General features: G+C 55.9%; 17 protein-coding genes. 14 read left to right on the top strand and 3 right to left on the bottom strand.

What is annotated here, in order from left to right; translation table 11 throughout:
- Positions 1-535 precede the first annotated feature (535 nt).
- From EDE12_RS16350 to EDE12_RS16420, 14 genes are all read left to right on the top strand, one after another.
- Complete coding sequence (locus tag EDE12_RS16350) at positions 536-1111, top strand: hypothetical protein (RefSeq protein WP_026600123.1); 576 nt, start codon at positions 536-538, stop codon at positions 1109-1111.
- A gap of 633 nt (positions 1112-1744) precedes the next feature.
- Positions 1745-2920: an O-antigen ligase family protein gene (locus EDE12_RS16355; RefSeq protein WP_166671873.1), complete on the top strand. Its 1176-nt coding sequence runs from the start codon at positions 1745-1747 to the stop codon at positions 2918-2920.
- A 99-nt stretch (positions 2921-3019) separates the two neighbouring features.
- Entirely contained in the window at positions 3020-5239 is a 2220-nt protein-coding gene (locus EDE12_RS16360) for a polysaccharide biosynthesis tyrosine autokinase (RefSeq protein ID WP_026600125.1), read from the top strand.
- Positions 5205-5924: a hypothetical protein gene (locus EDE12_RS16365; RefSeq protein WP_134188169.1), complete on the top strand. Its 720-nt coding sequence runs from the start codon at positions 5205-5207 to the stop codon at positions 5922-5924. Before EDE12_RS16360 ends, EDE12_RS16365 begins: the two co-directional genes overlap by 35 nt.
- Before the next feature lie 75 nt (positions 5925-5999).
- Complete coding sequence (locus EDE12_RS16370; protein ID WP_084768617.1) at positions 6000-6557, top strand: transcription termination/antitermination NusG family protein; 558 nt, start codon at positions 6000-6002, stop codon at positions 6555-6557.
- 324 nt (positions 6558-6881) lie between these two features.
- Positions 6882-8198, top strand: coding sequence for a WcaI family glycosyltransferase (locus EDE12_RS16375; protein ID WP_084768618.1), 1317 nt, complete (start codon positions 6882-6884; stop codon positions 8196-8198).
- Positions 8199-8316: 118 nt separating this feature from the next.
- Positions 8317-9690: a hypothetical protein gene (locus EDE12_RS16380; RefSeq protein ID WP_026600127.1), complete on the top strand. Its 1374-nt coding sequence runs from the start codon at positions 8317-8319 to the stop codon at positions 9688-9690.
- A 19-nt stretch (positions 9691-9709) separates the two neighbouring features.
- The gene (locus EDE12_RS16385) at positions 9710-10627 is read left to right on the top strand and encodes a glycosyltransferase family 2 protein (protein WP_051592642.1); all 918 of its coding nucleotides are present in this window, start codon (positions 9710-9712) and stop codon (positions 10625-10627) included.
- Positions 10624-11583 (top strand): SGNH/GDSL hydrolase family protein, encoded by a 960-nt coding sequence (locus EDE12_RS16390; RefSeq protein ID WP_134188171.1) that lies wholly within the window; start codon positions 10624-10626, stop codon positions 11581-11583. The genes EDE12_RS16385 and EDE12_RS16390 overlap by 4 nt, the downstream gene beginning before the upstream one ends.
- The gene (locus EDE12_RS16395) at positions 11580-12815 is read left to right on the top strand and encodes a hypothetical protein (protein ID WP_134188172.1); all 1236 of its coding nucleotides are present in this window, start codon (positions 11580-11582) and stop codon (positions 12813-12815) included. The genes EDE12_RS16390 and EDE12_RS16395 overlap by 4 nt, the downstream gene beginning before the upstream one ends.
- A 62-nt stretch (positions 12816-12877) precedes the next feature.
- Positions 12878-15001 carry a glycosyl hydrolase family 28-related protein gene (locus tag EDE12_RS16400; protein ID WP_026600129.1) on the top strand — a complete coding sequence of 708 codons (2124 nt, stop codon included), beginning with the start codon at positions 12878-12880 and terminating at the stop codon, positions 14999-15001.
- A gap of 47 nt (positions 15002-15048) precedes the next feature.
- Positions 15049-15849, top strand: coding sequence for a class I SAM-dependent methyltransferase (locus EDE12_RS16405; protein ID WP_134188173.1), 801 nt, complete (start codon positions 15049-15051; stop codon positions 15847-15849).
- 601 nt (positions 15850-16450) lie between these two features.
- Positions 16451-17596: a glycosyltransferase family 4 protein gene (locus EDE12_RS16415; protein WP_084768620.1), complete on the top strand. Its 1146-nt coding sequence runs from the start codon at positions 16451-16453 to the stop codon at positions 17594-17596.
- The gene (locus tag EDE12_RS16420) at positions 17584-18546 is read left to right on the top strand and encodes a glycosyltransferase family 2 protein (protein ID WP_084768621.1); all 963 of its coding nucleotides are present in this window, start codon (positions 17584-17586) and stop codon (positions 18544-18546) included. The genes EDE12_RS16415 and EDE12_RS16420 overlap by 13 nt, the downstream gene beginning before the upstream one ends.
- Here the strand turns inward: EDE12_RS16420 and EDE12_RS16425 are convergent.
- From EDE12_RS16425 to EDE12_RS16435, 3 genes are all read right to left on the bottom strand, one after another.
- A complete protein-coding gene (locus EDE12_RS16425) occupies positions 18476-19753 on the bottom strand; it encodes a glycosyltransferase (RefSeq protein ID WP_245511941.1) in 1278 nt (425 codons plus the stop codon). The two genes, EDE12_RS16420 and EDE12_RS16425, sit on opposite strands and share 71 nt — an antisense overlap.
- Before the next feature lie 235 nt (positions 19754-19988).
- The gene (locus EDE12_RS22130; RefSeq protein WP_026600134.1) at positions 19989-20513 is read right to left on the bottom strand and encodes a hypothetical protein; all 525 of its coding nucleotides are present in this window, start codon (positions 20511-20513) and stop codon (positions 19989-19991) included.
- Between the two features lie 21 nt (positions 20514-20534).
- Complete coding sequence (locus EDE12_RS16435; protein ID WP_084768622.1) at positions 20535-21863, bottom strand: outer membrane beta-barrel protein; 1329 nt, start codon at positions 21861-21863, stop codon at positions 20535-20537.
- Between the last annotated feature and the right edge of the window lie 92 nt (positions 21864-21955).

The following is a 21955-nucleotide window of genomic DNA, read 5'->3' on the forward strand; positions in this document are numbered from 1 at the left end:
AGCGCGCGGGGATTCCGCCGGAGACGGCGGCATGATAGTGACGTCGATAGCCATGTTTGATCCTTCCATGATCAATGTGGTCAGGCCGTCGTTCGGGAGTTGGCGCTCCCTGCGACGGCCGCTCGCTCGATCAGTCGAGCGAATGTTGTGAAGCATTTCGAGCCCGCGCCTTCTGGTCAAGGCGCTTCGATCGATCATAGTAAACGGCCGATTCAGACAATCGGCTGGCCGTTCTCCGCAGTCGCCGCAGGAGCGAAATCCTCTCGATTACGCGATTTTGCGGAAAATCTTTCGGACGAGATGGTTGATAATTCTCTGCATCCGCTTGGTAAATGGTCTTATAATCTAATTATATTCAATATGTTGCCCGGGCTATCCGGCATATGGTTTCTATTTCCTTGCCGAGGCCGCTCGAGTTGCATTACCGCGGCTTAATGGCCGTTAGAGCGTCTGCGTCAATTTGATCCTCACCGAAGAGGCCGAGCCCCACCACTCCATGGGGCCGCCTCATCTGACTAGAGAGAGGATCAGACCCATGTTCTCCGCTTCGCTCGGCGCCTTCGTCGCTCCCCGCATCGCCAAGCGCGCCGCCATCCTCGGCTTGGCCGGCTTCGCCGCCTTCGCTTCGGCGCCCGCCAAGGCCGATCTTTTCTCCGATCTGTTCGGTTCCTTCGACAATGGCTATTCGAGCCGGACTGCCAGCTCGAGCCGCTACGGCTATTCCCGCCGCGCCGATCTCGCCGGCGGCTATACGCCGCGCGCCGATTATTCGAGCTACGACCGCGGCGGCAATGTCCTCGACTATTATGAGCAGGTCCGCTCGGCCAATGTGACGCGGCGGACCGTCGCCATCGACGGCTACTGCGCCTCGGCCTGCACGATGAAGCTCGGCGCGCGCCATGCCTGCGTTTCGCCGGAGGCGACGCTGCGCTTCCATTCGGCGCGTACGAACGAGGGGGAGACCTCCTGGGGAGGCAACACGCTGATGATGAGCGTCTATCCGCCAGCGATCCAAGCCTGGGTGCGTCGCCATCAGGCTCTGGACAGCCTGGCCTTCACGGAAATGTCCGGCCGCGAGGCGATCGGCCTCGGCATCCGCGCCTGCGCATAGGGCGCGGGGCATTCGCCGAGGACCCAGGCTCGGCAAGACGCGGAGTTGCGCCCTCTCTCGCGACGCCGCGACTTTTCCGTGAGAGAGGAGCGTATGTCGATCGGCCGATTTCTGAAAAGTCAAAAGCGCTTTTTCATGTCGGCATCGCGCCCGAATCCAGGTTGTATCAGCTCGACCTTTACGATATTGCCGTTCAAATAGAATTGAACGGCAATTAGTTGCGGTCGATCTTTTCTTTGATCGAGCCGACGCGTCGGAAGCGAAATGCGGGATCGGCACGATCACAAGATTTCTGGCCAGCAGGGCAGGGCTCGAAGCGAGAGAATCCCTTGGGTCGCGCCTTCCCCCGAAGAGGGCGACGGCGACGAAGCATCGCCAGAAACCGCGGCTCCGAGAGAATCCGAACGGCACCTGTCGCGCGTCTCGGCGGCGCTGGACGACCTTATCTTCTTTCTCTTTCTCGCAGCTCTCGGCTGGGCGCCTTTCTGGTTCGGTTCCGATCGCTCATTGGCATGGGGCGTCAATGCGATCTGGTTCGGCGGCCTAGTGATCGCATTCGAGCTGGTTCGAATTATTTCCGGACGGCGCCATCCTGTCGCGTTTTATCGAATCTGGTTTCCGGCGATGGCCTGCTTGGTCGTTTTCGGATGGACGCTGATCCAGATCGCCCATTGGATCCCGGCCGGCTATCACAATCCGATCTGGCAAATGGCGCGCGAGGCCTCGGGGCGCGACATTGCGGGAAGCATCACGGTCAATCGGGACGCCACGGTTCTCGCGGCGACACGTTTCCTCACCTGCTGCGCCGCCTTCTGGCTCGCGCTTCAGCTCTGCCGCTCCTCGGCGCGGGCGCAATCGCTCGTGCGGTTTTTGGCGCTGGCAGGGGCGGCTTATGCAGCCTATGGAATCGTCGCGTTTTTCGTCTTCCCGAACACGATATTGTGGTTCGACAAGGTCACCTACAATGATTCCCTCACCTCGACCTTCGTGAATCGCAACAGCTATGCGACCTATGCGGGGCTCGGCTTGATGAGCGCCCTCGGGATCCTATTGAACTTCTATATTTCCCGGGGGGAGGGGAAGGCCGCGGCAATCTCGCGGCGCCTCGCCGGTCTTTTGGCGCTTACGGTCGCAGGCGGGGCGCTGTGGATCGCCGTTGTTCTGGTCATCGGAACGGCGCTCGTCCTGACGGGGTCGCGCGGCGGAGTATCGGCGAGCCTTGGCGGCCTGCTGACGATTCTCGTGCTCGCTGGCGTCCGCGGACGCAAGAATGCCATAGGAGCGGGCTTCGGCCTGCTGATCGGCGGCCTCGCTATGGGCGTGGCTCTGTTCAATTACGGCGACTTTCTCGCCGATCGCCTTACCATCAATGGATTTGCGTCGGATGACCGTTTGGCCGTCTACGGATTGACGTGGCGTTCTATCCTCGACGCGCCCTTGTTCGGCTTCGGCGACGGAACATTCTCGGAAGTGTTCCCGATGTATCGGGATAGCACGATAGGTCCTTTCGGCGTCTGGGATATGGCGCACAACAGCTATCTGGAAGCCTTGCAAGGCCTGGGCGTGCCGGTCGCTGTTCTGTTGTTTCTCGGGTTAGGCTCGCTGTTCGTGCGCTGCGTTCTCGGAGCGATCGCCAGACGACGCGCCGCATCGGCCCCTCTCGTCGCCTGCGCCGCCACAGTGATCGTGGCGCTCCACGCCTTCGTAGACTTCAGCGTGCAGATGCAAGCAGTCGCTCTGACTTGGGTCGCGCTGCTGGGAGCGGGGGTCGCACAATCGTGGAGCGGATCGGTGGCGACGGATCGCTGAGGCGGTTTCGCCAGCGAGCGGCTTCGCAAACGGCTACGCATATGCTAGTGACTTGAAACATCTAAACCTGTGCGTTGGCCCTAAAGGGATATTCCATTCATGCATGGCCAGATTTCCAAGGCTTTGATGCAAGTGAGCGCAGACGGCGGGGACAGTGACGCCATTGATCTCCGCCAATTGCAGGATTTTTTCTGGCGCCGGTGGAAGGTGATCGTCGCTACCGCCATCGTCGCGATGGCGCTGGCATTTCTCGCGTTGCTGATTGTCACCCCCCGTTTCACCGCGACCGCTCAAATTCTTCTCGAGCCGCGAAAAGAAAAAATCTTCGGCGCGGAGCAGATTCTCCCGGAACTCAATCTCGAGACGTCCAATGTCGATAGTCAGGTCTCGGTCATCCAGTCGATTAATCTCCTCCGAAGGGTCGTCGAGAAGGAGAAGCTTATGCAGGATAAGGAGTTTGGGCAGTCGCAGAAGTTGGGGCTTTTCGGTTTCCTGACGGGGCTTTTTTCGTCGTCTGAGCCGGCAGGCAAAGTCGAGTCTCAAGCCGGAGAGATACCGCCGGATGTCCTTGCTTCCATCAAGCGACTGCGTGAAGCGCTAGATGTCCAGCGGGTGAACAGGACCTTTGTTCTCTCCGTGTCGATTACCTCCGAGGATCCGGCCAAGGCGGTCCGCTTGACCAACGCCGTCGCCGACGCCTTTGTCGTCGATCGACTCGACGCCCGCTACGACGCCGCAAAACGCGCTTCCAGCTGGCTTGCCGAACGCATGGAGTCCTTGCGCGAAACATTGAGGCAATCCGAGGAGGCAGTCGCTGATTTCCGAAAGGAGCATAATCTCGTCGCGACGAACGCCGACGCGAAAGTCACGATCTCCGAGCAGCAGCTGTCTGAGCTGAGTGGAAAGCTCATCGCGGCGCGCGCCGAAACCGCCGAGAAGCGCGCCAAATATGAGCAAGTGGCCCAAGTGATGCAGAAGGGAGGGAATTTACAGGCCATCCCGGACGTCGTTCGTTCCACTGTGATCGCCGAGTTGCGAAAGCAGCAGGCCGAAGTCGCGAGAAAGGAAGCCGATCTCATCGCCCGCTACGATGTTCAACATCCTTCGCTGATTAATACTCGTGCGGAAAAGCGGGACATCGAGCGCTCGATCGCCGCGGAAGTGCAGCGCATTCTGGTAAATCTGAAAAATGATTTCGATGTCGCGAAATCCCGGGAGGACTCGCTCGATGTGAGCTTGAAGCAGATCACGGGAGAGACGGGGATCGACGGCGGCGTGGGGGTGAGGCTGCGTGAGCTCGAGCGGATCAACGCTGCGAATAAGACGCTGTTCGAAAACTTTCTGTCACGCGCCAAGATCACCCAAGAACAGTCGACCTTCGAGGAAAACGAGGCAAGGGTCATTTCTCCGGCGACAAAGCCGAATGCGCCTTCCTTTCCCAAAAAAGGGCTGGTCCTTGCTCTCGCTGGCATTGTAGGTCTTTTGATCGGGATCGGCGGCGCGGTCGCCCTCGATATGCTGAATTCAGGTTTCCTCTCGTCGCGTGAGATTGAGGAAAAGCTCGGAGCGCCGGTGCTCGCGTCACTTCCGTTGCTCAGCACCAAGGACCGAGAGGTCGACGGGAAGGTGTTGGAGCCCGCTCGCTATGTTGTCGCCAAGCCGCTGTCACGCTACGCCGAGTCGATCCGAAACATCAGGGTCGGCATACAAATGGCCGATGTCGACAGTCCGGCCAAGGTGATCCTCGTGACCTCCTCCTTCCCGAGCGAAGGAAAGTCGACCCTCGCTCAGTCGCTCGCCTGGTCCGCCGTAAAGGCCGGAATGCGTGTCATGGTTATCGACGGAGACCTGCGCCATCCTTCTATCAGCAAGCACTTTGGCGCGGAGGCGAAGCCGGGGCTCGTGGATTTCTTGACGAATGCGGTTCCCTTGGAACAAGCCGTCATTCGTCTCGATGAGCTCGCGGTCCTGCCGGCGGGGTCCAAGTCGCAGAACCCACCGGACCTCTTGGGTTCAGAACGAATGCGTCAGCTCATCGAAAAGTTGCGGGATCTTTTCGATTATATCGTCATCGACTCGCCGCCGGTGGGTCCGGTCATCGATGCGAAGGTCCTAGCCAGTCTTGCCGACAAGGTCGTGTTTTCGGTGCGCTGGCGTGCGACTCCACGGGAGACCGTCGCCGAACATGTCCAATATTTTATCCAGCAGCATAAGCTGGCAGGCGCGGCCTTGAGCCTCGTGGACGAGACCCAAGCGCCACGATATGGCGCATATAGCCAGTACTATGGGCACTATTACAAAAAATATTATCAAAATTGAGTGGAGCCGCATGCGTCATATTTCGGATGTGATTTCTATCTGCGCGATCGGCCTTTCGGTTCTTCTGCTTCGGCAAGGCGTCATTCTTGCCGAGGCGGAGGGGACCGTCGAGCGCTATGAGAGTCGCGTGAAAGTCGAAGCACATTCAAAACTCGGAGCCGCGACTCGTAGCGTGGACGACGAGCTTCTCGCCGAGCTCACCGCATTCCGAAATACGGACGGCGTCGCGACGAGATTGCTCGATCTCAGAGCGGTCTCGCTCACAAATGTCGGCGATGACGATCGTTTCTCCAGGGCTATTCTGGATCTCGTCGCTAGGGCTCCGACTTCCGCAATGGCGTGGATGGAACTCGCAAAATTTCAATGGCGGAACAGCGCGCCGCTCGAGCGCGTGCTCGAAGCGCTGCAAATGTCGAAAGTCACCGCGCCGCATGAGGCGCGCATCATAGAGAGCCGAGTTCTATTCTCGAGCGCGATTTGGGAATTCCTTCCATCAGAGGGCAGGCGTTCGGTCGTGAGTCAGCTGATCGAGCTGAATGGTCGGATCAATGAACGAATTCGAAGCCGACTCGCTGCTATACTTATCGCGAAGCAGGAAGGGACTCGGAAGGACATCGTCGGGGACCTCAGAGCGCGAGGCGCGGCAGACTCTCCCTGGGTGCGCGCCATTGGACTCGGGCTCTGATAATCGGGACAAGGCCGTGTGGCAGCACGTTTGTTGCTCGCGCTACAGGATGCAGAGCCTCAGGCATTGGATGGCATGACGGGCATGGACCGTATCGACAAAGCTCGGATGGAGGCGGATTTCGAATTGGCTCCAGGGGAGCGCTGGTATCTGGCGCATACGCTGCCGCATAAGGAAAGCTCGGTGGAGCAGCGCCTGCAAGTGCAGGGGTTTCGGCATTTCATGCCGCGGCGGATAAAAACCGTGCGCCATGCGCGGCGAATGCGCAATGTGCTCGCGCCGGTGTTCCCGCGTTATGTTTTCGTTGTGCTCGATCTCGAGCACGATCGGTGGCGGAGCGTCAATGGCACGATTGGAATAGCCAGCCTGTTCATGGCGCAGGATCGGCCGCTGCCAGTGCCTCATGGAGTTGTCGAGACGCTGATTCAGTCTTCGGACAATCGTGGCCAGCTTCGCTTCGTGCATAATTTGCGGCTCGGTCAGAAAGTGCGGCTAATGAGTGGCCCATTTTCCGAGGCGCTGGGCTCGCTCGAGCGCCTGGACGATTCAGGTCGCATAGAAGTGCTGCTCGAAATCATGGGCGGACAAGTGCGGACCAAGCTCAGGCGAGAACAGGTCGAGCCGGTCATCTGATCTCGACGATTCAAGCATGTCCACGAGTGTGGCGCAGCTCGCTGACGCCTCAGAAATGAGAGCGATGCTCTGTAACCGAAACGCGGAGCAGTCTTTGTAAGGCGCGCGCATCGCTAAAGGCGAGCGCGAGCGGCTTGCCGCTGAAGCTCGAGGTAGCTATAAGAAAAGCCGCCCAACGGTGCGCGCGCAAGCGCATATCTTTGGATCGTCATTTGTTCTCGGCGCGTTTCGGGTCGAAGCTCTCATGCTCACCCGGGCTGCGGCAGCATTGAAAATAACTCGTTCCCCTTCATAGCCTCCGAAAACCGCGACCATTTCAGGCCCATGGGTTTAGATTTCATCGCCGAAGCCGATGTCTCGACCGGCCACGAAGATGGCGTCGGAGCTGCGGTCCAGGGGAATATTTCTGGCGGCCCGGGACGTGGCCGCTCGCAGAAAATCTTAATTCATGCAATCAATTTCGCGCCAGAACTGATCGGTTGCGGCAAATACACGACCGAGCTGGCGCAGTTTCTGGAAGCTCGTGGCCACATAATCGAGATCGTCACCGCGCCGCCGCATTATCCCGGCTGGTTCGTGCGCGCGCCTTATCAAAGCGGCGCGTATGTCACGGAGATTTTCGGTTCGATGCGTGTGACGCGCTGTCCGATGACGATGAAAACAGGAGCGCCTGGGCTATGGCGGCTCATAGCGCCGCTCAGCTTCGCGGCGGCGGCGGCTCCAATGGTCGTGTGGCGAATTTTTCGCTTTCGACCGCATATCGTGATTTGTGTCGAGCCGACCTTGATGTCGGCTCCCGCCGCGCTGATCGCGGCCAAGCTCTGCGGCGCCCGCAGCCTGCTGCATGTGCAAGATCTCGAAGTGGACGCCGCTTTCGAGGTCGGGCATTTGAACGGCGGCGCAATCCGACGGGTCGCGAATATATTCGAGAGCTGGTTCCTCGCACGCTTCGATCGCGTGGTGACGATTTCTCAAAAAATGCAGCACGCCCTGCTCGCAAAGGGACTTTCGCAGCAGAAAGTGTCGGTGCTGCGCAACTGGGTCGACACGGCCGCGATCGTCCCCGAGCCTCGAACGACGAATGCGTTCCGTGAGGAGCTCGGCATACCGTCCGACGCTTTTGTCGTGCTCTACGCCGGCAACCTCGGCCCTAAGCAGGCGCTCGACATGCTCATCGCAGCGGCGCGCCGGCTCGCGGGCGAATGCGATATCTATTGCGTGATCGCAGGCGCCGGGCCGATGCTGGACGCATTGCAGACGCAATCCGCCGATTTGCCCAATGTTCGCTTCCTGCCGTTGCAGCCGGCCGAGCGCATGAGCGAATTATTGGCGCTGGCCGATCTTCATGTCCTGCCGCAATTGAAAGGCGCCGCGGATCTCGTGTTGCCGTCGAAGCTCGGCGGCATGTTGGCGAGCGGGCGCCCCATCGTGGCCACTGCCGATCCGGGCACTGAATTATACGAGATGTTGCAGGATATCGCGTTGCTGCCGCCGACGGGGGACATAGACTCTCTCGCCGAAGCGATTTCCGCGGCGCGAACCATCGAATGGTCGCAGCGAGTCGAAAGAGGATTGTGTCTCGCCGAGACGATGAGCGCAAATAGCGTGCTCCCGCGATATGAGACATTGCTGAGCGCATGATGTCTATCGAGATCGAGACGGCCGCATCCACGGCGCCGCGGAGCGCGGCTCCGAGAGGGGCGGCGGCGGGCGCCTTCAGGAAAGCCGGCCCGCGCGGGCGCGAATGGCGTTTTTATCGATGTCCTTCACTCTGAACGCGCTTTCCGCGAAGGTCTCGGGCCTTCTGGCGAGGGGCGGAACGGACCTCGCGGCCGCCGAGCGCGAACGACGAGCCCTATTGTCGGCGGCCACAGCGGCCGGCGCAAAGCTGATCACTGTCGGCAGCTTTCTCATCTCTGTGCCGCTGACGCTCGGCTATCTCGGCGCCGAACGTTATGGGCTCTGGATGACGATGAGCTCTGTCGTCTACGTGCTCTCCTTCGCGGATGTCGGAACCGGCTCCGCGCTGCTGAATTTCGTCGCGGACTTCAACGGACGCGACGACCGCCGCGGAATTCGAGAGGCTGTTTCGACGTCGGCGGCTCTTCTCGGAATTTTCGGTCTGCTGGTGGCCGCCACATTTCTTCTGCTCGATTTTGTCGTCCCCTGGGCCGCTCTGCTGAAAATCCAATCTCCTGTCGTGCAGGCGGAGTTCGGGCCGGGGCTTCTGGTCGTGGCCTGCTGCTTCGCGCTCTCGCTTCCTCTCGGCGTCACCGCGCGATTGCAGGCCGGGCTTCAGGAGGGCTATCGCGCCAATGTTTGGAGCGCCGCCGGCGGCGTGCTGGGGCTCATCGGCGTCTGGACGGCGATCCAAAACCACGCCGGATTGCCAATTCTGGCCCTCGCCTTGTCCGGCGCCCCCTTGGTGGTTGCGGCGATCAACGCGGCGGCCTTCTTCGGCGGCCGGGGCCGCGACTATGCGCCCGCCTGGCGCTGCGTGTCTCTCCCTTTGGCCAGGCGAATTCTCGGGCAATTCCTCGCCTTTCTGGGGATTCAGATCGTGGTCGCGATAAATGTCGCCTCCGACAATCTGATCATCTCCAAAATGCTCGGGCCGGAGGCGGTGACGGCCTTTTCTGTGCCGGAGCGAATGTTCGGGCTGATTACCATGGTCATTCATTTGGCGATCGCCCCGCTTTGGCCGGCGTTCGGGGAGGCCTTGTCTCGCGGCGATAAGCGTTGGCTGATCCTGACCTTCAAGCGATCCCTGCTATTTACCTTTGTCGCATCCGTTGCTGGGTCGACGATATTTGTTTTCGGCGGGCGAAGCATTATCGAATTTTGGAGCGGCGGCGCGGTCCTTCCTTCGATAGGCTTCCTCCTTGGTTTGGCGGTTTGGAAATTTTCTGAGGCGTTCGAGAACCCGCTTACGGTATTTCTTTCTTCCGCAGGAAAAATTCAGCCGATTCTACAAATTGGGGCTGTCGTCGTTGGCGTTACGATATTTTTGAAGATTTCTGCGATCTCGACATTTGGCTTTTGGATAATCCCGTGGATCAGTGGCGTTATCAGAATTGCATTTAGCACTATCCCATTATTCTATATATGTAAAAAATTCATAGACAGGCTCTGAATAGGCTCGCCACGTCTCGATGCATCTTTCCATCAACAAGCTGGATCAAAAAGCCGTGCCGGATTTAATGGGCGACGATAGTAAGCCGTCAGTGGCGGTGCTGCTGACCTGCCATAACAGATGTGCAACGACGGTCGAGGCGCTCGGTGCGCTACGGGGCGCAGCAGGCGATCACATTACACTTCATACTACTCTGGTCGATGATGGGTCGACCGATGGGACCGCTGAGGCTGTCGAACGCGAATTCCCGGAGGTTCATCGCATCCGAGGCTCGGGCGATTTGTACTGGAATGGCGGGATGAGATTGGCGTGGCAGTCCGCTATCAAATTCAATCCAGATTTTTTTCTTTGGCTCAATGATGATCTTTCCTTAGAGCCGCAGTCCATCGATCGTCTATTGGAGCTTTGGCGCGTCCGAAGCGGCGCGGTCGGCAAGCGGCTTATCGTCATAGGTAAGACCATCAGCCCGACGACGGGCGAAACAACCTATGGCGGCTACTGGCGCGCCTCTCGATTGAGCAAGTTGAGGTTTCGGCATCGAAGGGGGGACGATCCCGACAGCTGTGATACGATGAATGGCAATTGCGTGTTAATTCCAAGAATTGCGCAGCAGGAAATAGGCATAAACTCCCCCTATTTCACCCATAGCATGGGCGATATCGATTATGGGCTCAGGGCCAGAAGGGCCGGGTATACATTGGTCGAGCATCAGACGCCGGTCGGCTTTCAGGAAAGAAATGAAAAATGGGCGAAAAGCGTTTCGCGCATGGGGCTCGACAATTGGAGGTTTATATTATTGAATCCGAAGGGAGTGCGGCCAATCGAATGGTTTCATTTTTGCCGGCTTCATGGCGGGGTCGTTTGGCCATTAAATTTTTTTGGTAAATACATCCGTCTTATATTTAGCTCATCTGGAAGCGAGGGGAGGGTGTATTGAAATTGAGGAGAATATTAAAGGTCACAGCGACATTAGCGCTCCTCATGCTGGTTGGCGCAGAGGTGACTATTAGATTGTCCGGGCTTGTAGATTTTCCGCTGTATATTGTAGATCAGCAAATAGGTTACATGCCAGCTCCGAGTCAGCGCGGCGCATTTTTGGTGCGCAATTCTTGGGAGTTTAACGATCGAAGTATGGGAACGAAGGATGGCTGGAATCCTGATAGTAAAATAAACGTTTTGATCGCTGGAAATAGTATAGTAATGGGGGGGAACTCTTATAAGCATTATGACAAGCTCGGTCCGCAGCTGGAGGCGAGGCTTGGCGAGAAATTTGCGGTCTGGCCAGTCGCGTCTGGCGGTTGGACAAATGTTAATGAATCCGTATTTTTAGAACGCAATATTGATGTCCTAGAGCGAGCGGACATTTTTGTATGGGAGTATATGTCCGGTGGATTGAGCGCAAAGTCTCAATGGAAGAATGATTATATTTGGCCAAGAACGCGGCCGGTGTGTGCAACATGTTACGTGGTATACAAGTATGTTGTTCCAGCGGTATTCGGGGAGATGGCTTCTGAACTCCCGCCAACAGGGGAGGTACAGCAGCGCTATCTAGACGGGTTTGTAAAAACGATAGACTCATTTTATGAGCGTAAGGCCAATGTCGGTGGCCACAATATTAAAATTGGCATATTATTTCTGTATCCAACAAAAAATGAAGTTGGTCTGCATAAAAATAATGGATGGCTACCAGAAAGACATTTGATTGAAAGTGTTGCTAATGAGCGCGGCATGCATGTTATTGATCTCGCCTCTTATGATGCCTGGAGCGCTGATATGTATCGGGACGGAGTACATCCAACAATAAGAGGAAATAAAATTATTTCTGAGTTTATATATCAAGAAATAGCTACTATTATGCATAGCAATTCACTGCAAGGAGGGGTTGGCAAGTGATAGTTGGCGCTATTTTATTGATACCGCTTATCCAAATTGGGGTGTCATTTTGGGCTTCGTTTGCGTCAATTATAACTATTGCGACGATATGGAAATTTAGAGCGGCATTTGCAAATAATGTTCCTAAATATCTACATTTATACATAGCATTTATGCTTATGTTCTTGTCTATCCTTAGTTTTCATCCGAAAGATTTTATGCAGGAGGTATTGCGCATCTCTAGAGAGGGTATGTTCTTTGTACTGATAGTGATCGCAATATATACATTTGAGCATAGAAATGTCATACGGCGAATTGATGGCGCTGTGGTTGCGGTTCTGTGCATATCTATTGCAATGTTTATGATTTCATTTATTCAAATGAATTCTTATAAAAATGGCGTATATTTTGGTTTTCCTCAAGACTGGTTTGTAACAAATCAAAATACAATTGCGAATGAAAACGATTTGATATTCACTCGTGAAAATTTGCGACCTAGCGGTACATTCGGAGAGCCGTCATATCTTGCATTCATAATGCTATCGTTTATATTTATGCTTGCACCTATTGCGCGAATGTCAAAAATTGCGTCTATAGCTATTTTAATGTGCATTTTAACTGGTGCTGTAAGTAGATCGCTTGCATTTTTCCTATCATTGCCTGTTGTTTATTTTGTTCCATCGTTCATTGAAGCGCGTATTTCAGTAAAAATTAGATTAATCGTTGTTTCTGTGTTGCTAATTTCTGTTAGTTTTATATTTGAGCCAGTTATGATAACGGTTTCTCGACTATCTGAGGTTAGTGCCGCGACCGGAGACGTGTCTACATTCTCGCGAATTGTTGCTCCAGTGTTGATATTGCCTGAGTTCATATTTACTTACCCTCTCGGGGTGGCGGCGGAGAATTTGGCAGATGCTGTATCTCCAATATCGAGAGGATTAATTCCAGATGTCGGTGAGTTTTTTAATAATGGATTTGCGAATTTATTTTTTGAGTACGGTATCGTAGGATTCCTGCTAGCATCAATAATTCTAAGATCTACGAGCGATATTCGGGTCAGGTGCTATATTTTATATAGCTCTATCTTCAATGGTGCATTTCTGCATATCGATAAGGTCGGTATATTTATCTTAACGCTAGCTATGTATCGTGCAAGCAAACAAGTTATTTTTGAAGAATCTCTTGGTGGATCTATAAAAAATAGGCCTAGAGGAAAATTTTCGATTAAAATGGCTGAGCGCAATGGAGCTTGATGCCGATGAAGGCAGTAATTATATTTGGCGTTGGCCTCGCCTTGTTGCCAAGTTGTGCGGCGTTGAGCGGTCCCTCGATTTTCTGGTCCAGCGATCCGGCCGCACCCGCGGAGACGGTTCTGATCGTAGGCCATGATCTCGATGCGGTGAACCGCGTCGAGATCGAGCTCCTGGCCGATACGCCTTCCGAGAGCGGCGTAGGCGGCGCCGCGAAAACCTCCCTGCTCCCGTCTCGGCAGACGCCGCAGACGCTCTATTTTTCGATCCCCTCCGACTGGCGGCAGGGGGTCTACCGATATCGGCTCGAAGGTGAAAAGCTCGCGGCTTCGGGAGTTCTGAACCGTCCGGTCCTCTATTGGTCGCAGGGCGAAGCCGGCGCGCTGGCGCGACCGGGGCGGGAGCTTCGACTTTTCGGTCGCAATCTCGGCCTCACACCCGGCGCGATGATCCGGCTCAAAACCGGGGACGGCCGCGAGGTCGCTCGAGCGCCTTTGCCGGAGGCGTCGCTCTGGACCGCGACGGCGAAGCTGCCTTCGACGCTCGCTCCCGGCTCTTATCTGGTCTCGGTCTGGAACGGCCGCGGCGACGCATCCGCTTGGTCCGAGGATCTGGCGGTCGACATCGAGGCGCCCCCCGCCGCGGGGGTCGAGCGGCAATTGTCGGTGCGCGATTTCGGCGCCAAGGGCGACGGAACGGCAGACGATTCCGCCGCCATCGAAGCCGGCTTGGCGGCGGCGGCCGAGCGAGGAGCGGTCCTTCTGGCCCCGCCCGGCCGTTATTTGCTGAAACATGCGCTCCACATTCCCAATGGCGCGACGCTGCGCGGCGTCGATCGTGATCTGTCGAGCCTGCTCTGGCCCGAATTCGAGACGCCCCCCGAGAGCCTGGTGAGCGGCGACGCGCATTTCGCAATCGAGGATATGACGCTCTATGCCTCCAATCATCGCCATGTGATCAGCGGCGGTTTCGAAGCCGGTGTCGCGCCGAAAGGGGATATCCACCTCCGCCGCATCCGTATCCGCGCCTCCGCCTATCGCGGCCATATCGCCGAAGGCGATGTCCACCGGCGCGAAAGCGCGCTCAAGACCGGCGTCGGCGGTCCCAATGGCGGCGCGGCGATAAGGCTCCGCGGCGATGGGCTGGAAATCGCCGACAGCGACATATACGCCTCGGGCAGCGCGCTATTCGTTCTCGACTCCCGACGGGTCGCCATCACAGGCAACTCCTTCTACAATGGCCGTGGCGGCTGGTATTCGATCTCCGGCTGCCGAGACGCGATCATCGAAGGCAATGAATTCGTCGGCGCCGATCTCGGCGCTTCGGGAGGCGGCGTCAACACCCTGTTTTCGACCGGCGGCTCCTCGGAAAATATCTGGCTCGCAAAGAACAAGTTCCGCCTCATGCACGCCTGGGACCGCGAGGCCATGACGACCGATGGCCCCGGCGGCTCCTATTACGGCCATATCGTCGAGCTCGCGGGGCGGCGGCTGACGCTCGACGGCGCGCTGACGCCGGGGTCACATTCTCCGATCCGCCAGGGCGTGTTTATATTGGCTGGAAGAGGGGCGGGCCAATTTGCGCAGATCGTGGACGTCGCCGCCGGCGTCGTCACTCTCGATCGAGACTGGACCGTGGCGCCCGATCGCGACTCGCTCATAACGATCGTTCCAATGGTGCAGCGTTATTTGATCGTCGGCAATGAGTTCTCCGATGCGGGAGCCGCAGTGCAGCTCTACGGAACATCCGTCGAGCAGGTGATCGCGGAGAACAGCTCCGCGCGAACTGCCGGTTTCCTCAATCAAGGCCGCTGGTATCATCATTTCCAGCCGAGCTGGTATATTCAATATTTGAAAAACCGGATCGTGGACGGGACTGTCTATCGCGGAGGGCCGGACGGGATGATTTTTTCTGGGGAGGCGGTCATCGGCGCCTATGGCCTGCCGCATCCGCAAAGCCCGCCGCTGACCCTCGGCATTGTGATGCGGGGCAATCAGCTCGTGCAAAATGCCCGTATCGAAATCGGCGGCTGTGGAGGCGCGGCGCCGCTGACGCGCGGATTGGTGGTCGAACACAACAATGTATTGACTTCGACAGAGCCTGTGAAGGGTGTGGGGGCCAATTGCGATGCGGTAATAATCCCGAGGAATGAAAAGATAAATCCCTTTAGCAAGCAGGGAGCTAAGTAATGCCTAAGTCAAAGTGGTCGCCTGTCTCAATATTTCGAGGCCGTAAAATGGTAAATAAAGCAAAATCATTCTATCTGAGAATATTGCGGTTTAGAGCAACATATGGTATTCTTGAGATGGTAAAGAGATCCTACGTTCTTATGTTTGGGCTAGATCCTTACAAAAATGCGGTCAAAGCCTATTCAGATGATGGGAATGCTGTTATTTTCTCAAAAATATATGATTCAAATTTATGGAAAACAAAAGAGAGTCGTAGCGGACGTGGATCAACTATTGTATATACTGAAAGCATTCGGCATGCTATGCCTTCTATTTTAAGGACGTATTCGATCAAGTATTTCCTTGATGCCCCCTGCGGGGATTTCAACTGGATGAGGGCGGTTGATTTTCCTGATGATTGCGTCTATTTTGGAGTAGATATTGTTCAAAAAATGATTGAATCTAATCGTACAAAATACGGGGAGAGTGATAAGAGGAGATTCGGTGTTCTGGATATAACATGCGACCCTATTCCGAGAGTCGATATGGTTTTTTGTCGTGACTGCCTTTTCCATTTGAGTTTAGAAGATATATTCAAATTCCTTGAAAATTTTGCTAAATCCGAATCAAAATTCTTAATGACGTCAACGCATAAGAATCGTGATGGCTTTCCCAATAGTGATATCAAGTCAGGGGATTTTCGGGTAATTGATTTATTTTCGGAGCCCTTCTGTCTCACGTCCGACGTCTTGGCGAGGGTTGACGACTATCAATGGCCTGACCCTGAGCGCGAGATGTGCGTGTGGTCGCGAGAGGCGGTGAATACCGCTCTCAAGCACAACGGCCGACTGATCGAAGCGGCCGTCTAAAAACGAATCGATGGGTATCTGTAATGTCCCCCCTCGACGCAAGTAGGTCAAAACCGGTTGATGGCGGTCCAAGCTTCAGTATCAGCAATCGACTGTATCGGGCAATTTGGAGTTTATGTTGGTGTGTCCTTGCGTCATGGACGCCGGGGATATGGAACCCGTGGCGAGTTACGTTGTTGAAGCTCTTTGGGGCTCGGATAGCGTCTGGTGCAGCAATCGCTTCGAGCGCACGCATTTGGCATCCGGGCAATCTGCGGCTGGGCCGCAGATGCGCGGTCGGACCAAACGTCAATTGCTATAATATGGCAGAAATCACGATAGGCGAGAAGTCTATTATCTCCCAAGGTGCCGTGCTATGCGCAGGAACTCACGACGTCGAGAGCCCCGATTTTCAACTTATCGCTCGGCCGATCACAATAGGGGATGACGTATGGGTGGCGTCGGAGGCATTCGTTGGGCCCGGGGTCAGCATAGGGGAAGGCGCGGTCCTGGGCGCTCGGGCTTGCGCCTTTTCCAATCTTGAGCCGTGGATGATCTATCGGGGCAATCCCGCGTCTGCAATCAAGGAACGTCGCGGCGAAATTTATGAGTTACGCAAGCTATGCGAATAACATGTATCATCGGACCGTTTTTGCCAGTGCCACCTGTTCGTGGAGGTGCAGTTGAACGCATCTGGCTAAGCTTATGCAATGAATTTGCGCGGAATGGTCATGAAACTACTATGATATCTCGTAGATTTGGAATGTTTGCTCCTATAGAAACTGTAAGTGGCGTGCAGCATATACGTATTCCTTCATTTGATACGCCGCACTCAAAAATTATATACCGCTTATTTGATGTTATTTATGCGATACGTGCATGCTTTATTCTAAAAAAGTCGGATGTAACTATAACAAATAGTGTCGCTCTACCAATGATAATCCCGGCGGGGCGAGCGGGGGTGATTTATGTCAGCGTTGCACGTTTTCCGAAGAGACAAATGTGGTTGTATTGGCGCGCGCATCGCCTGCAAGCCGTATCTAAGGCCGTTGCTGATGCGATTGTCGAGCAGTCACCTAATTGTGTCGATGTCGTGAAAGTTGTGCCGAATTGTCTACCTTTGGCTTTTTCGCAGCGCCGTGTGGCGAGGCGTGGCCATCGGGAAAAAGAAATTCTCTTTGTTGGACGTATCGCGCGCGAAAAGGGGCTTGATCTGTTGGTGCGCGCCTTTGCACACTTGAATTCAACCGATTGGAAACTGACATTGCTTGGACCTAGCGCAATTTGCGAAGGTGGCGATGGAACTGAGTATCGTGACGAACTCATGAGGATTGCACGCGAAGCCGGAGTAGAAATCACGCTAGAGGAGCCGATATTTGATGAATCCAGGCTTATCGACCGTTATCGAGCCGCCGATATATTTGTGTATCCATCGATCTCCGAGTCCGGTGAGTCCTTTGGCATGGCGCCGCTCGAGGCGATGTGCTGCGGCTGCGCAGTGATTGTGTCCAAACTCGCATGCTTCGATGATTTTGCGAAGGACGGGGTTAATAGCCTTGTTTTCGATCATCGCGATAGCACAGGAGTGGCGCTCGCAGAAAGGCTCGCCTCGTTAATCGACGACGAGCATTTGAGAAACACAGTGGCGTTGAGGGCTGTCGAAACATCGGCGGAATTTGATATAGATCACGTAGCAAAGCAGTTTATCGCGGATTTCGAATCGTTGCTAACGCGGCAAGGGAAGGCGTTCAAGGCATGTCAAATTTGACGGCAATCGTTTTGGTATTTAATGAATCTATCCATATCAAAAGAATGATTTCCAATTTATCATTAGCGAATGCAAATATAATTGTCGTTGATTCTTTTTCAACAGATCGATCGGTCGATCTGGTGACCGGCGCTGGTGCGTGTGTCGTGCAGCACGAGTTCTCACATCAGGCGCAGCAGTTCCAATGGGCTCTCGACAATTTGCCGATCGAGACCGAATGGGTCATGCGACTCGATGCCGATGAGACGCTGACGCACGAACTCATCGAGGAGATCAAGCAAAATCTGCCATTGCTGCCGGCCGATGTGACCGGCGTAAACATTAATCGGCGGCACATCTTTATGGGCCGCTGGATCAAGCATGGCGGGCGCTACCCGCTCACGCTTCTCCGCATCTGGCGCAAAGGCTCGGCGAAGATTGAGCAGCGATGGATGGACGAACATATGGTGCTATTGCGCGGTCGCGCCGTTACCTTCGACCACGATTTTTGTGACGATAATCTCAAGGACATCGCATTCTTCACAGATAAGCACAATAAATATGCGACACGTGAGGCGATCGACAGGCTGAACGCCGAATATGGCCTTTTCCCACGCGACGAAGGGGTCGAGGATGGAGCGAGCAGCGTGCAAGCGCGTCTGAAGCGATTGGTAAAGGCCCGTATTTATAATAGGCTTCCCTTCGGCGTTGGGCCGCTCGCCTATTTTCTATGGCGCTATTTCTTTCAGTTAGGCTTCCTCGATGGTCGAGAAGGTCTGATATACCATTTCCTACAAGCTTTCTGGTATCGGTTGCTCGTCGATGTGCGCGTGCTGGAATTACGCCGCGCGGTCGCCCATCTCGAGAGCAAGGACGCGATAAGGACTGAGCTCGCGAGACTCACCGGCTTGGCAATCGAGTATACTCATTGCGATCGCAGCTCGCCTGTCGCTCCGTCTCTCCCTGCGTGAAATTCTGGATCATGGCGAGCAAGCTCATAGCGTTGTTCTCAATGGCGTAACGGGCGAGAAATGATTTCCGCGCGCGCTCGCCCATAGCTTCGCGCTCTTTCGTATTCATCGAGCAGAGACGGCGAAGGCCGGATTCGATTGCTGCCGTTTCGTCGTTGACGACGATGCCGGCGTCATCCGCCTCGATTTCACGCCATATATTGACCTTGTCAGTGATGAGCACGGGGCGCGACGACGCCATCGCCTCGGCGACAACAATGCCGAAATTCTCCTGATGGGATGGCAGAACGAAGAACTCGGCAGCACGAAATGCGCCCCACTTTGCGTCGCCAGTGAGCATTCCGGGCCAGTGTATTCGTGTCGCGACACCACGCTTTGCGGCGAGCGACTCGAGCTGTGCTTGTAGTCCGACCTGATCCGGCCCTGCGACCACGAGATCGAAATCAGTATATTCACCGGCAATTCGCGCGAAGGCGTCGATCAACAGATCGACGCCTTTTTTTTCGTGAATGCGGCTCAGAAACAAGATCAGCTTACGATTCTTCGCGGCGGGGCATGTCGCTGAAAAGGTCGCGATTTGCGTTTCGGGGTGACCGCCGATATCGTGGGTTCCGTAACCGACAACAAGTTCCTGCGCGTGATAGGGCGCGAATGATCGGCGTGCGAGGGCTCGTTCTTCTTCTGTTGTGAAAAGCACGAGGGCGGCATCGCGGAGCACGCGATGTTCGAAAAGCTTCCAGTGAATTGTCTTGAAAACCGTTTTGATCGGGTAGGCTCTATTGAACCATGGATCGAGCATTCCGTGCGTGAAAACAAAATAGGGAGTCGAGCTCTTTCGCAACGCGCGCCATGCTCCGAACGAAGCGTAGTTCCACAGTCCATTGACGATCACTGCGTCATAGTGGTCAGCGTTTTTCGTAAGCCAGTGCGTCAGATGGGGCGTGTATCCGTAACGCAATAGCGGAATAAGCTTACGCAGCCACGCAAAGACAGGCCCGCTGAGCCCAACAGAGAAAACGGGTACGGGCGCCTGCACGGCGCAAGGGGCTTCCGGCGGATCGAGGCTTACGATATGGCGCTCGTGCCCCTGTCGTTGCCAGACCGCAGAACTGGTGAAAATACCTTCGATAGGGCCGCCCCCGCGAGGATCGACCGACGCGATTACATGAAGAATTTTCATTTGGCGACCGGTTGCGGAATTGCCCATGTCAACGCATTCTCGAGTGTGCAGCAAGCGATGCTTTGGCGGTCATCCGTCTTTGCGAACAATTCAGTTGTTGCGTCGGCGCGAGGCGCCATCTCCCAAAATGGCGCGATAAGGCAAGGTCGTGCCCGAGAAGGAGAAGTCCTTGGCGATACTCGCATCGCCAAGCCATGGCTCCTGTCGGTCCGTCTCTGACTGAAGCGGGCTTCGCTCTGGCGGAGCGGCTCCCGCAAAGTCATCAATGCGCGCTGACGCTACCGCCGCCGGAACCGCCGCCGTAATTGCCGCCGTTGCCGAAACCACCACGGCCACCCCGTCCGCCGCCTTCTCCGCCGTCGTCCGAGGCGACCACCTGGCTCCTCTCGGCTTGATAGGCCGCCAGCGTTTGGACGTCTGATGCATCTGCGGCGCGCTTGACTTTGTTGGCCCCGGCCATATTGCCCGAGTCTTTCAGAGCCTGTTCGGCCTGAGCGAGCGCCTTGCCGGCTGCGACCTTCTGGTCCAGGGTCGCATTCTTGGAGGCCGCCGTGACGTCGTCTGCGAGTTCCGGATTCGTCGTGACGAGCGCCTTCAATTCGGCGGTCATTTGCTCGCCGCCATCCGGATATTTCGAGAAAATCGCCGACACGCGCGAATCGATCGGCTGCTGAGAGGTCGTTCCCTGTGGCCGGTTGCGATGGCCGCCGTTGTGATCAGGGGCCGCTATCGTCGCCGTCGTCCCGCATAAAAGGACAGTCGCCGCAAAAATCGAGAGCTTTTTCATTTTCGTTGCTCCTGTCGAATTTCAATATTTGTAGGTCGCGCCGAGCGTGAAGACATTGCGCGTGAAAGCCGCGCCGTCCGAGTTGGAGAATACGCGCGTGAACGCATATTCGAAAGTGGCATTCAGATTGCGCAAGATCTCATAGTTCAGAGTGGCGCCGGAATTCCAACGGCTATCATGACGACCGCCCGAGATGTAGGCGATGTCGGTATATTGCCCATTGACCGTCGCTGACCAGCTCCTGGCGAGCTTATAGCCGATCCTCAAATTCGCGGACGTGGCGCGCGCCGCGCTTCCCGTCGTATTGCCGACCGTCGACAAGGCGGAGTCCTGGAAGGTTTCGTCTAGGCCCGCCTCGATCGTCCAGGCGCGTGTCGGATACCAGTAGAGCTTGCCGCCATACACAGGGCTGTTCGCGGAGGGGAACAAGCCGCTGAAGTAGAACTGGCTCTGATAGCCGGCGAAAATCTCGCCCCGAATCAGTCCGATGCGATCGGTTCCGATGCCGCCGGTAAAGCGATAGCCTTCCGAATTATAGGTCGGGTCTCGAAAGTCGCGGAAGTTCCCGCCGGCCTCGGTGAAGACGAAGAGCAGCGGCGTCGCATAATAGCCGAGCCGTCCGGTCACGCCGGTCACGAGATTGTTGCGGTAGGTCTGCCCTAATGCGCCCGTCGTCGTGTAGAGCGTGTCATAGGTCGTCGCTCTCGCAGTGCTCGAGAGGCCTATGAAGAGTCGGTCGAAGGATTTCTGAACGCCCACCGATCCGATGAATTGATTGTAGCGCTGCGGGCTGGCCTGCGTCCCACGATAAGTGACGCCGCCGAGCACGAACGGGTTCACGACCTGCCCGGTGTTGTACATGTCCGTGCGTCGCGAATATTCGCCGCTCGCCGAAACGACGAGGTCTTTGCGCGCTTCCCATGTATGATTGAAGCCGGCCTCGACATTGACCGTATTGGCGGTAGAAAGATCGGGGTAGATGCGGAAATCGCCGATCGTAAAGACGGTCGTGTGATGCAGGCCATTATCCCGATCGGCGATGAAGCTCGGGCGCAAATGCGTACCAGCAGCGCCCTTCCGGTCGGACGGGGCCTGGAATGGATTGTCGTCATAGGTTCCGGCGACGAGCAGGCTGGGATAGAGCATCCAGCCGCCGAGGGGCAGCCCCTGATATTCTCGCGTCGGCGTGTCTCTCAGACTTCTGACACCGAAACTATTGGGAGTGATGACTTTCTGAGCTTCGCTCGGGACATTCTGCGCATGGGACGGAGCAATTTGAATTACGCTCAACCCAGCGAGAACGAATGCCGAGGATGCTCCACGAACAAAGGGCTTTCTCGACCGCGACATTAAACCGACCTCGAACAGCAACCGGCAGTAAAATTACGCCCGTAATTGCCGAAAACTCTAGCCGAGCCTTTCTTCCTCCACAAGCCTGATTG

The organism is Methylosinus sp. sav-2 (assembly GCF_004366495.1).
Lineage (GTDB): Bacteria > Pseudomonadota > Alphaproteobacteria > Rhizobiales > Beijerinckiaceae > Methylosinus.